10 protein-coding genes are annotated in these 11,349 nt (G+C 61.1%); all 10 read right to left on the bottom strand.

Translation table 11 applies throughout. The features are described 5' to 3' along the window. Positions 1–33: 33 nt before the first annotated feature. Entirely contained in the window at positions 34–1,392 is a 1,359-nt protein-coding gene (nuoF, locus tag AC07Y9_RS06060) for an NADH-quinone oxidoreductase subunit NuoF (RefSeq protein WP_102679840.1), read from the bottom strand. Continuing rightward, positions 1,389–1,886 carry an NADH-quinone oxidoreductase subunit NuoE gene (nuoE, locus tag AC07Y9_RS06055; RefSeq protein WP_007929184.1) on the bottom strand — a complete coding sequence of 166 codons (498 nt, stop codon included), beginning with the start codon at positions 1,884–1,886 and terminating at the stop codon, positions 1,389–1,391. Before nuoE ends, nuoF begins: the two co-directional genes overlap by 4 nt. Before the next feature lie 2 nt (positions 1,887–1,888). Then, positions 1,889–3,670: an NADH-quinone oxidoreductase subunit C/D gene (gene nuoC, locus AC07Y9_RS06050; RefSeq protein ID WP_007929185.1), complete on the bottom strand. Its 1,782-nt coding sequence runs from the start codon at positions 3,668–3,670 to the stop codon at positions 1,889–1,891. Between the two features lie 72 nt (positions 3,671–3,742). Then, a complete protein-coding gene (locus AC07Y9_RS06045) occupies positions 3,743–4,417 on the bottom strand; it encodes a NuoB/complex I 20 kDa subunit family protein (protein ID WP_007929186.1) in 675 nt (224 codons plus the stop codon). A gap of 10 nt (positions 4,418–4,427) precedes the next feature. Continuing rightward, positions 4,428–4,841, bottom strand: coding sequence for an NADH-quinone oxidoreductase subunit A (locus AC07Y9_RS06040; RefSeq protein ID WP_007929187.1), 414 nt, complete (start codon positions 4,839–4,841; stop codon positions 4,428–4,430). 599 nt (positions 4,842–5,440) lie between these two features. Further along, positions 5,441–6,766 (bottom strand): isocitrate lyase, encoded by a 1,326-nt coding sequence (gene aceA / locus AC07Y9_RS06035; protein ID WP_007929188.1) that lies wholly within the window; start codon positions 6,764–6,766, stop codon positions 5,441–5,443. 511 nt (positions 6,767–7,277) lie between these two features. Beyond that, positions 7,278–8,033, bottom strand: a complete 756-nt coding sequence (locus AC07Y9_RS06030) for a secretin N-terminal domain-containing protein (protein WP_102679839.1) — start codon at positions 8,031–8,033, stop codon at positions 7,278–7,280. A gap of 196 nt (positions 8,034–8,229) precedes the next feature. Then, positions 8,230–8,655 carry a GNAT family N-acetyltransferase gene (locus tag AC07Y9_RS06025; RefSeq protein WP_007929190.1) on the bottom strand — a complete coding sequence of 142 codons (426 nt, stop codon included), beginning with the start codon at positions 8,653–8,655 and terminating at the stop codon, positions 8,230–8,232. Beyond that, complete coding sequence (locus tag AC07Y9_RS06020) at positions 8,648–9,814, bottom strand: ribosomal protein uL16 3-hydroxylase (protein ID WP_102679838.1); 1,167 nt, start codon at positions 9,812–9,814, stop codon at positions 8,648–8,650. Before AC07Y9_RS06020 ends, AC07Y9_RS06025 begins: the two co-directional genes overlap by 8 nt. Positions 9,815–9,896: 82 nt before the next feature. Continuing rightward, the gene (purB, locus tag AC07Y9_RS06015) at positions 9,897–11,267 is read right to left on the bottom strand and encodes an adenylosuccinate lyase (RefSeq protein ID WP_007929192.1); all 1,371 of its coding nucleotides are present in this window, start codon (positions 11,265–11,267) and stop codon (positions 9,897–9,899) included. Positions 11,268–11,349 lie beyond the last annotated feature (82 nt).

The following is an 11,349-nucleotide window of genomic DNA, read 5'->3' as shown; positions in this document are numbered from 1 at the left end:
GAGGGCGGCACGGACCACCCTCGTTCGATACGTTTACGCGCCGACTACGATCGGCCGGGCCAGAGGCGGGATGGCGGCAGCACTGGTAGCTGCGATGCCGGCCTCGAACTCTGGACGGAAATACTTGATGGCACTGCCCAATGGCTCCACGGCGCCCGGTGCGTGAGCACAGAAGGTCTTGCCTGGGCCGAGGAAACCGACCAGACCCAGCAGGGTCTCGATATCACCGGCTTGCCCTTCGCCTTTCTCGAGGGCGCGCAGCAGCTTGACGCTCCACGGCAGGCCATCGCGGCAAGGGGTGCAGAAGCCGCAGGATTCGCGGGCAAAGAACTCTTCCATGTTGCGCAGCAGCGAGACCATGTTGATGCTGTCGTCGACCGCCATGGCCAGGCCGGTACCCATGCGGGTGCCTACCTTGGCGATGCCGCCGGCGTACATTTGCGCATCCAGGTGTTCAGGCAACAGGAAACCGGTACCGGCGCCGCCGGGCTGCCAGCACTTGAGCTTGAAGCCGTCGCGCATGCCACCGGCATAGTCTTCGAACAGCTCGCGCGCGGTCACGCCGAACGGCAGCTCCCACAGCCCAGGGTTCTTCACTTTGCCGGAGAAGCCCATCAGCTTGGTGCCGTGGTCTTCACTGCCTTCGCGAGCGAGGGATTTGTACCACTCCACGCCGTCGCCGATGATCGCTGGCACGTTGCACAGGGTCTCGACGTTGTTCACGCAGGTCGGCTTGCCCCACACGCCGACGGCGGCGGGGAAGGGCGGCTTGGAGCGCGGGTTGGCGCGGCGGCCTTCGAGGGAGTTGATCAGTGCGGTTTCTTCACCGCAGATGTAACGCCCGGCACCGGTGTGGACGAACAGCTCGAAGTCGAAGCCCGAGCCGAGGATGTTCTTGCCCAGCAGGCCCGCGGCCTTGGCTTCTTCCACGGCACGGTTGAGGTGCTTGGCGGCGGTGGTGTACTCGCCCCGCAGGAAGATGTAGCCGCGGTAGGTTTTCAGCGCGCGGGCGCTGATCAGCATGCCTTCGATCAGCAGATGGGGCAGTTGCTCCATCAGCATGCGGTCTTTCCAGGTGTTGGGTTCCATTTCATCCGCGTTGCACAGCAGGTAGCGGATGTTCATGGATTCGTCTTTGGGCATCAGGCCCCACTTCACGCCAGTGGGGAAACCCGCGCCGCCGCGGCCCTTGAGGCCGGCGTCCTTGACGGTCTGGACGATGTCGTCCTGGGACAGGTCGGCGAAGGCCTTGCGCGCAGCGGCGTAGCCGTTCTTGGCCTGGTACTCGTCGAGCCATACCGGTTCGCCGTCGTCGCGCAGGCGCCAGGTCAGCGGATGGGTTTCCGGGCTGCGCTGGATGCGGTTGGCAGGGCCGAAGGATGTCAGGGTCATACGTAGCCCTCCAACAGTTTGGCCACGCCAGCAGGCTGCACGTCGCCGAAAGTGTCGTCGTCGATCATCAGCGCCGGGGCCTTGTCGCAGTTGCCCAGGCAGCATACCGGCAGCAGGGTGAAGCGGCCGTCGGCAGTGGTCTGGCCGAGGCCGATGCCCAGCTCGCTCTGGATCTGGCTGACCACGGACTCGTGGCCGCCGATGTAGCAGACCATGCTGTCGCAGACACGGATGATGTGACGGCCGACCGGCTGACGGAAGATCTGGCTGTAGAACGTCGCCACGCCTTCTACGTCGCTGGCCGGGATGCCGAGGATCTCGCCGATGGCGTAGAGCGCGCCATCAGGCACCCAGCCACGTTCCTTCTGGACGATCTTCAGGGCTTCGATAGACGCCGCGCGCGGGTCTTCGTAGTGATGCAGCTCGTGCTCGATGGCCGAGCGCTCGGTTTCGCTCAGGGCGAAACGGTCTGTCTGGATAAGCGTGCTGTTCATGCTTAGCGGTCCACGTCGGCCATAACGAAGTCGATACTACCCAGGTACGCGATCAAGTCCGCGACCATGCTGCCGCGGATCACCGAAGGGATCTGCTGCAGGTGGGCGAAGCTCGGGGTGCGGATCCGGGTGCGGTAGCTCATGGTGCCGCCATCGCTCGTCAGGTAATAACTGTTGATGCCCTTGGTCGCTTCGATCATCTGGAAGGACTCGTTGGCCGGCATGACCGGGCCCCACGAAACCTGCAGGAAGTGCGTGATCAGGGTCTCGATGTGCTGCAGCGTGCGCTCTTTCGGTGGCGGCGTGGTCAGCGGGTGGTCCGCCTTGTACGGGCCTTCCGGCATGTTGCGCAGGCACTGGTCGATGATCTTGATGCTCTGGCGCATCTCTTCGACGCGGACCATGCAGCGGTCGTAGGCATCGCCGTTGGCCGCCAGCGGTACTTCGAATTCGAAGTTCTCGTAGCCGGAGTAGGGGCGCGCTTTACGCAGGTCGAAATCGCAACCGGTGGAACGCAGGCCGGCACCGGTGACGCCCCATTCCAGGGCTTCCTTGGTGTTGTAGGCGGCGACGCCGATGGTACGACCCTTGAGGATGCTGTTCTGCAGGGCGGCCTTGGTGTATTCGTCGAGGCGCTTGGGCAGCCAGTCGACGAAGTCTTTCACCAGTTTTTCCCAGCCGCGCGGCAGGTCGTGGGCGACGCCGCCGATGCGGTACCAGGCCGGGTGCAGGCGGAAACCGGTGATCGCTTCGATCACGGTGTAGGCGCGCTGACGGTCGGTGAAGGTGAAGAACACCGGGGTCATGGCGCCGACGTCCTGGATGTAGGTGCCCAGGAACAGCAGGTGGCTGGTGATCCGGAAGAACTCGGCCATCATGATGCGGATGACGTCGACCTTCTCCGGCACCTTGATCCCGGCCAGTTTCTCGACCGAGAGCACGTACGGCAGGTTGTTCATCACGCCGCCGAGGTAGTCGATACGGTCGGTGTACGGGATGAAGCTGTGCCAGGACTGACGCTCGGCCATCTTCTCGGCGCCACGGTGGTGGTAGCCGATGTCCGGTACGCAGTCGACGATCTCTTCGCCGTCCAGCTGCAGGATGATGCGGAAGGCACCGTGGGCCGAAGGGTGGTTCGGGCCCAGGTTGAGGAACATGTAGTCCTCGTTGGCGCCGGAACGCTTCATGCCCCAGTCTTCCGGCTTGAAGCGCGCGGCTTCTTCTTCCAGTTGTTGCTTGGCCAGGGTCAGGCTGAACGGATCGAACTCGGTGGCGCGCGCCGGGAAGTCCTTGCGCAGCGGGTGACCTTCCCAGGTCGGCGGCATCATGATGCGCGACAGGTGAGGGTGGCCGGCGAAGTCGATGCCGAACATGTCCCAGACTTCACGCTCGTACCAGTTGGCGTTCGGCCAGATACCGGTCACGGTCGGCAAGCTGAGGTCGCTCTCGGACAAGGCGACCTTGATCATTACGTCACTATTACGTTCGATCGACAGCAGGTGGTAGAACACGCTGAAGTCGGCGCCTGGCAGCCCTTGACGCTTGGTGCGCAGACGCTCGTCCACGCCATGCAGGTCATAGAGCATGACGTACGGCTTGGGCAGGTTGCGCAGGAAGGTCAGGACTTCGACGAGTTTGGCACGGGTAACCCACAGCACCGGCATGCCGGTGCGGGTAGCCTGGGCGGTGAACGCCTCAGGGCCAAAACGGTTATTGAGTTCGACGACCACATCCTGGTCGTCTGCCTTATAAGGCGGGATGTACAGAGCACTGCCTGTAGTCATGGTTTTTTATCGCTTTCGGTCAACGTAAAGAATGAAGCCAGTTTTTCGTTCTTTGTAAGAAGCGTTCTGGAATCAGACTTCGTCGGGGCTGCGCAGGTTGGTTACCTGAATACGCTGTTCGCGGCGCTGTTCCTTTTGCGACGGCATTTCGGCGCGATACACGCCTTGGTCACCGACGACCCAGGAAAGTGGGCGACGCTCCTGGCCAATCGACTCCTGCAAGAGCATCAGGCCTTGCAGAAAAGCTTCAGGGCGGGGCGGGCAGCCAGGCACGTAGACGTCCACGGGCAGGAACTTGTCCACCCCTTGAACGACGGAATAGATGTCGTACATGCCACCGGAGTTGGCGCACGAACCCATGGAGATGACCCACTTCGGTTCGAGCATTTGCTCGTAGAGGCGCTGAATGATCGGCGCCATCTTGATGAAGCAGGTTCCGGCAATAACCATGAAATCCGCCTGGCGCGGTGATGCCCGGATAACTTCGGCGCCGAAGCGCGCGATGTCGTGGGGCGCCGTGAAGGCGGTGGTCATTTCCACGTAGCAGCAGGACAGGCCGAAGTTGTACGGCCACAGGGAGTTCTTACGCCCCCAGTTGACCGCGCCGCTCAGCACGTCTTCCAGCTTGCCCATGAAGATGTTTTTGTGGACTTGATCTTCTAACGGATCGGAAACGGTTTCCCGTTCGCCGATCGGATACTGCTCGTTAGGAGCATCGGGGTCGATCCTGGTGAGATTGTATTGCATCGCCAAAGCCTCATTGTTTTAGCTTCGCCTGCCGCTTACGGCGACCTTCCGGAGCCCAATCAAGAGCCCCCACCCGCCAAAGGTAGACAAGACCTGCCAACAGAATTGCTATGAAAACGAGAGCTTCGACGAATCCGGTCCAGCCGCTTTCGCGGACGGACACAGACCAGGCAAAGAGAAAGAGGGCTTCGATATCGAAGATCACGAAGAGCATCGCGACCAGATAGAATTTGGCTGAGAGCCGCAAGCGGGCGCCACCGGTAGGTAGCATGCCGGACTCGAACGGTTCGTTTTTGCTGCGGCCCCAGGCTTTTGACCCGAGGAGGCTGGAGACGCCGAGCATGAAGGCGCAGAGGCCGCCTACACCCAGAAGGAAAATGGCAAAGCCCCAGTTGTGGGCCATGAGTCCTGTCGCTTCGGGCATGCTGGTAATCCTTAACAGAGAGCAAAGGTCTCTGAGCTTGATAAAGAAATAAAGCAGTGACGATATGTCGCAGTGCAATCAATCGCCGTGATTTTATGGCTAAACACCGGGCAAGTAAATTTTCATGGCGAAATTATTTAGCGGAATAAGGACATAGCTCCCCTTGCAAGCCCCGTAACCCACGGCCTGTGGGCATTAGCGGGTGTTTTGTTAATTATGTTTTGTCCTCGCTGTAACGAACATTACCGCCTCTAAATGATAATCAATATTATTTGGCGCTGCTTTTAAACAATGGTTCTCATGAAGAGCCGCTAAGTTGTCTTTTATATGCTCGTTACTGCAAGTTGCGAGCGAGCCCCTTTTACCCGCTTTTTTCTCCACGCATACCGCTCTGGATCAATGTTTTGCCTGATTGGCAGGGTGTCCGGGCCGACGCCGTCGCGAGCAGGCTCGTTGCTGTCGCAGCTTGGGGGTTGCCGGTGATGCTTGCAAAAGCTGCAGGCAAAAAAACGCCCCGAACCAGTCGGGGCGTCAGATGTGCAGCACTGCAGTTAGCTTTTACCGGGTCTGCAATGGCCGTTTTTCAGCGCGAAGTCGAATCAGTGGAACTGTTCTTCTTCGGTGGAGCCGGTCAGTGCGGTTACCGAAGACGAGCCGCCCTGGATCACGGTGGTCATGTCGTCGAAGTAGCCGGTGCCCACTTCCTGCTGGTGAGCCACGAAGGTGTAACCCTTGGCGGCGTCGGCGAATTCCTGCTCCTGCAGCTTCACGTAGGCGGTCATGTCGTTGCGGGCGTAGTCGTGCGCCAGGTTGAACATGCTGTGCCACATGTTGTGAATGCCAGCCAGGGTGATGAACTGGTGCTTGTAGCCCATGGCGGACAGTTCGCGCTGGAACTTGGCGATGGTCGCGTCGTCCAGGTTCTTCTTCCAGTTGAAGGAAGGCGAGCAGTTGTACGACAGGATCTGGTCCGGGTATTCCTTCTTGATCGCTTCGGCGAAGCGGCGGGCTTCGTCCAGGTCCGGCTTGGCGGTTTCGCACCAGATCAGGTCGGCATACGGCGCGTAGGCCAAGCCGCGAGCGATGGCCTGGTCGAGGCCGGCGCGCACTTTATAGAAGCCTTCCTGGGTGCGGGTGCCGGTCACGAACGGCTGGTCGTACGGGTCGCAGTCGGAGGTCAGCAGGTCGGCGGCGTTAGCGTCGGTGCGGGCCAGGATGATGGTCGGTACGCCGGCAACGTCGGCCGCCAGGCGGGCAGCGGTCAGCTTCTGCACGGCTTCCTGGGTCGGAACCAGTACCTTGCCGCCCATGTGGCCGCATTTCTTCACGGAAGCCAGCTGGTCTTCGAAGTGAACGCCAGCGGCGCCTGCTTCGATCATGCTCTTCATCAGCTCGTAGGCGTTCAGCACGCCGCCGAAACCGGCTTCTGCGTCAGCCACGATCGGTGCGAAGTAGTCGATATAGCCTTCGTCACCCGGGTTCTTGCCGGACTTCCACTGGATCTGGTCGGCGCGACGGAACGAGTTGTTGATGCGCTTGACCACGGTTGGAACGGAGTCCACCGGGTACAGCGACTGGTCCGGGTACATCGATTCGGCGGAGTTGTTGTCCGCGGCAACCTGCCAGCCCGACAGGTAGATCGCCTGGATGCCGGCTTTGACTTGCTGTACAGCCTGGCCGCCGGTCAGGGCGCCCATGCAGTTGACGAAATCTTTCTCAGGACGGAAGGACGGTTTGGCACCCTGGGTCACCAGGTTCCAGAGCTTCTCGGCGCCCATGCGTGCCAGGGTGTGCTCAGGTTGAACCGAGCCACGCAGACGGACAACGTCGGCAGCGGAATAAGTGCGAGTCACGCCTTTCCAGCGCGGGTTTTCAGCCCAGTCTTTTTCAAGGGCTGCAATTTGCTGTTCGCGTGTCAGTGCCATGGAGATAAACCTCGTCGCGTCTTGTGTGAAAAGTCGTTCTTGGGCGGAAAATTCCGACTCGCCAGATACGCAGGTCAAAGGGTGCGTAGTTGGCTGCTCGCTGACCAGAAGCTTAGGCGGTCAAGTCGGGTATGACGCGATGGCGACGGTTGAACGATGGGCTCAAGGGGGAAGTGAGCAGGTGAGGGCCAGCTGTCGGGCGCATTCGGGCGTCGTGGGCCTTCATACGAACCATCAGTGTGTTGCCGATCTACCTAATTAGCTTCCGTCCCTCGGGACAACCTCGTTCCAGTCGCAATCTCGTCAAACACACCTTGTGGGCGGTACAGACACGAATCGGCTCAGGTGGGTAGGTTAGAGCAGCGATCCGAAGGCCCTTGCCAGGGCCCCTGATTAGCGGGAGCGAGGCCATCATGCCTTCGGTTTTTTGCCTCGTCAAACGTTTTGTAGTGCTTTTTTTTCACCACTACATCTTTGGTCTAATACGACTAATCAGTCAGTTTCCGGTGCTTTAGTCCAAGGCGTCGACTTTCACTCGCAAGGTCATGTCATCCCGGCCCTGAGTCGAGTAGCTGCGGGTTGTAGCCTGTTTGTCGGCCTGGTTCTGGCGATTGACGCCGGCCAGGGTGATCCACTCGCCAAGACGGCCGCTGACAGTTGTGTCGGTACTTTGCACATTCACTACATCGGGACGTTCCTGGCTCATGCGGTCACGGTTGGTACTGATGCTCAGGTGGACGGTTTCGCCGGTGACGCTGGCCGTGACGTAGAAACCCTGGGTGACGTTGCGATACTGGGTCTGGTTCTGCAGGCGGCCGTAAGGATCGGTCTGGGTGGTGGTCAGCGGCACGCTCTGGCCGACCTGGATCAGGGCCGGTATGCCTTCGCTGGCCTGGATCTGCTGGATGCCGCCATCGCGGCTGACGGTGCTGCGGCTGATGATGCGGGTTTGCGGCGCGCCGTTGAGCGAATAACCCTGGTTGTTCTGGGTGTTGTTTTCGTTGGTGTCGACCGTAATCAGCAGGCGTTTGGCGGCGGTATCCAGTTGCGTGATGAAGGCGCGCAGTTCCTCGATCTTCTCAGGTTCCGCATTGACGATCAGCTGGTTGCCGTAGGCGCTGACCTGGCCTTCCTTGCCGAGGAAGTTCTGTGCGACGGGCAGCAGGTCGGCGCTGGTGCGGTTGTTCAGGGGCACGATCTCGGTCGCGGCTGTGACTGAAAAGCTTGCAGTCAGCAGCAGCGTCGTGAGCAGGGTGCGTAAGGACATGTCCGTTATCTCCGCTAGGGGTGGAAGCCTTGAGTTTGACAGTTTGTCGGCCCGCGGTGGGGCAAGTTGAATCGCCGATGGCAAAACGCCCCAGCCTCCCTGGAGCCAGCTTAGCTTGCTGGATCCGGGGAGGCCGGGGCGTTTTGTGACGCTTGGCAGGACATCGTCAGCAGGTTCGCTGCTGCGCGGGGCTTGCTCAGGCGTTGCCGCGAACCATGTCGACGTGAGGAATGCCCGCTTCCAGGAATTCCTCGCTGACGATGCTGAAACCCAGGCGCTCATAGAAGGCGGTAGCCTGGACCTGGGCGCTGAGCATCAGCTGCTTGAGGCCACGTTTCTCGGCTTCGCCGATCACTGCCTGCATCAGCGCATCGCCGACCTTCAGGCCGCGCCAGTCCTTGAGCACCGATACCCGGCCGATCTGCCCATCGGGCAGCAGGCGTGCGGTGCCGATCGGAAAGTCGCCTTCGAGCGCGAGGAAATGCACCGCGCTGTCGTCGTCGGCGTCCCACTCCAGTTCAGGGGGGACGGATTGCTCGATGATGAACACCGCTTCACGAATGCGCCGGATCTCGGCGTTATCCTTTTGCCAGTCTGCGACACGTACGCGAATCTTATTCATCGGCAAATCCCAGGCTTCCTTGCTTGACCAGTTCGCACAGCAGGCTGCGTCCATCGTCGTCCGCCAGCCATGGGCCGAGGTTGTCGAGGTGCAGCGCGTCGGCGGCGCAAATCATCTTCAGCAGTTCGCGCAGCTTGCCCGGCAGGTAGCGGCTCTGGCCGCTGGCGAACAGCAGCAGGTCGTCGTCGACTTCGGACCAGGCCAGGCGCGCGCTCGGGTTGCGGATCAGGATGGCGCCCTGCTTGAGGCTGCCGAGCAGGTCTTCTTCTTCCAGCTCGGGGCCGACCACCAGTTCCGGGTAGCGCGGCTCGGTCATGAACTGGCCGAACCAGGTCAGCAGCATGCGCTCGTCGCTCATGTGCTCGGCCAGCAGGCCCTTGAGGCGATCGAGGGCGTCGTGCTGGATCTGGTGCGGATCGCTGACAGGTTGCACGTCGGCGTCGGTATAGCGCTCTTCATCCGGCAGGTACTGGCTGAGGAAGTCGGTGAAGTGGGTCAGCACTTCGGCGGCGCTCGGGGCGCGGAAGCCCACCGAGTAGGTCATGCAGTCGTTCACCGCGACGCCGTAGTGGGCCAGGCGCGGTGGCAGGTAAAGCATGTCGCCGGGCTCCAGGACCCAGCTTTCGGTTTCTTCGAACTCGGCGAGGATGCGCAGGTCCGCGTGCTGCAGCAGCGGGCTCTCTGCGTCGCACATCTGGCCGATCTTCCAGTTGCGCTTGCCGTGGCCTTGCAGCAGGAACACATCGTAGTTATCGAAGTGCGGGCCGACGTTACCGCCGGGAGCGGCGAAGCTGATCATCACATCGTCGATGCGCCAGCTCGGCAGGAAACGGAAATGCTCCAGCAGTTCGGCGACTTCCGGCACGAACTGGTCGACGGCCTGGACCAGTAGGGTCCAGTCACGCTCCGGCAGCTTGCTGAACTCGTCTTCGGCGAACGGGCCGCGACGGAGTTCCCAAGGGCGTTCGCCATGCTCGATGACCAGGCGCGATTCGACCTCTTCTTCCAGCGCCAGGCCGGCCAGTTCGTCGGCGTCGATCGGGCTTTCGAAGTCGGGCAGGGCCTGACGGATCAGCAGGGGCTTTTTCTGCCAGTAGTCACGCAGGAATTCCCGTGCGCTGATGCCGCCCAGAAGTTGAAGAGGAATATCAGGATTCATGTGTAACCTATTGAAAAAATGCACTTTTCATACGGGAATAAAAACGCCCGGCGCTGCCGGGCGTCAAAGGTCTTGCCATCGATCAGATGCGTTTGGCTTGCGCCGCGGCATTGCCGATGTAGCTGGCCGGGGTAAGCTTTTTCAGCTCGGCCTTGGCGGCTTCAGGCATTTCCAACGCGTCGATGAAGGTCTGCAGTGCTTCAGGGCTGATGCCCTTGCCGCGCGTCAGTTCCTTGAGTTTTTCGTACGGGTTTTCGATGTTGTAGCGGCGCATCACGGTCTGGATCGGCTCGGCCAGGACTTCCCAGCAGGCATCCAGGTCTTCGGCGATTTTCTGGGCGTTGAGCTCCAGCTTGCTGATGCCTTTGAGGCTGGCCTCGTAAGCGATCACGCTGTGGGCGAAACCGACGCCCAGGTTACGCAGGACGGTGGAGTCGGTCAGGTCGCGCTGCCAGCGGGAGATCGGCAGTTTGCTCGCCAGGTGCTGGAACAGCGCGTTGGCGATACCCAGGTTGCCTTCGGAGTTTTCGAAGTCGATCGGGTTGACCTTGTGCGGCATGGTCGAGGAACCGATTTCGCCGGCGATGGTGCGCTGCTTGAAGTAGCCCAGGGAGATGTAACCCCAGATATCGCGATCGAAGTCGATCAGGATGGTGTTGAAGCGCGCGATGGCGTCGAACAGCTCGGCGATGTAGTCGTGCGGCTCGATCTGCGTGGTGTACGGGTTGAAGCTCAGGCCCAGCTCGTCTTCGATGAAGGCGCGGGCGTTGGCTTCCCAGTCGATTTCCGGGTAGGCCGACAGGTGTGCGTTGTAGTTGCCCACGGCACCGTTGATCTTGCCCAGCAGTGGCACGGCGGCGACCTGAGCGATCTGGCGCTCCAGGCGGTACACCACGTTCGCCAGTTCTTTGCCCAGGGTGGTCGGCGAGGCCGGCTGGCCGTGGGTGCGCGACAGCATCGGCACGTCGGCGAAGCGCAGTGCCAGTTCGCGGATAGCCCCGGCGGTCTGGCGCATCAGCGGCAGCATCACTTCGTCGCGGCCTTCGCGCAGCATCAGGGCGTGGGACAGGTTGTTGATGTCCTCGCTAGTGCAGGCGAAGTGGATGAATTCGCTGACGTTGGCCAGTTCAGGCAGCTTGGCGGCCTGTTCCTTGAGCAGGTACTCGATGGCCTTGACGTCGTGGTTGGTAGTGCGTTCGATCTCTTTGACACGCTCGGCGTGCTCCAGAGAGAAGTTTTCCGCCAGGGTGTTCAGCACGGCGTTGGCTTCGGCGGAGAACGCCGGCACTTCGCTGATGGCGGAATGGGCGGCCAGGCGCTGGAGCCAGCGCACTTCGACCAGGACGCGAGCACGGATCAGGCCGTATTCGCTGAAAATGGGGCGCAGGGCCTGGGTTTTGCCGGCGTAGCGGCCGTCAACAGGGGAAACCGCAGTGAGCGAAGAGAGCTGCATGGGGTGTTCTCGGACAGTCGGGCAACGAAATGGGGCGCGTATCATACATGAAAATATCCGCCGGTCCGTTGCCAACTGACCA

The sequence above is a fragment of the Pseudomonas sp. GW456-L12 genome (assembly GCF_059424045.1).
The sequence above is the reverse complement of the archived record's forward strand: the minus strand, read 5'-3'. Positions and strand labels throughout refer to the sequence as shown.

Bases quoted from the DNA above. Each gene is read 5' to 3' on its own strand.
- nuoC (WP_007929185.1), bottom strand. From the start codon at position 3,670: ATGACTACAGGCAGTGCTCTGTACATCCCGCCTTATAAGGCAGACGAC.
- AC07Y9_RS06025 (WP_007929190.1), bottom strand. From the start codon at position 8,655: ATGAATAAGATTCGCGTACGTGTCGCAGACTGGCAAAAGGATAACGCC.
- AC07Y9_RS06045 (WP_007929186.1), bottom strand. From the start codon at position 4,417: ATGCAATACAATCTCACCAGGATCGACCCCGATGCTCCTAACGAGCAG.
- nuoF (WP_102679840.1), bottom strand. From the start codon at position 1,392: ATGACCCTGACATCCTTCGGCCCTGCCAACCGCATCCAGCGCAGCCCG.
- aceA (WP_007929188.1), bottom strand. From the start codon at position 6,766: ATGGCACTGACACGCGAACAGCAAATTGCAGCCCTTGAAAAAGACTGG.
- purB (WP_007929192.1), bottom strand. From the start codon at position 11,267: ATGCAGCTCTCTTCGCTCACTGCGGTTTCCCCTGTTGACGGCCGCTAC.
- AC07Y9_RS06020 (WP_102679838.1), bottom strand. From the start codon at position 9,814: ATGAATCCTGATATTCCTCTTCAACTTCTGGGCGGCATCAGCGCACGG.
- AC07Y9_RS06030 (WP_102679839.1), bottom strand. From the start codon at position 8,033: ATGTCCTTACGCACCCTGCTCACGACGCTGCTGCTGACTGCAAGCTTT.
- nuoE (WP_007929184.1), bottom strand. From the start codon at position 1,886: ATGAACAGCACGCTTATCCAGACAGACCGTTTCGCCCTGAGCGAAACC.
- AC07Y9_RS06040 (WP_007929187.1), bottom strand. From the start codon at position 4,841: ATGCCCGAAGCGACAGGACTCATGGCCCACAACTGGGGCTTTGCCATT.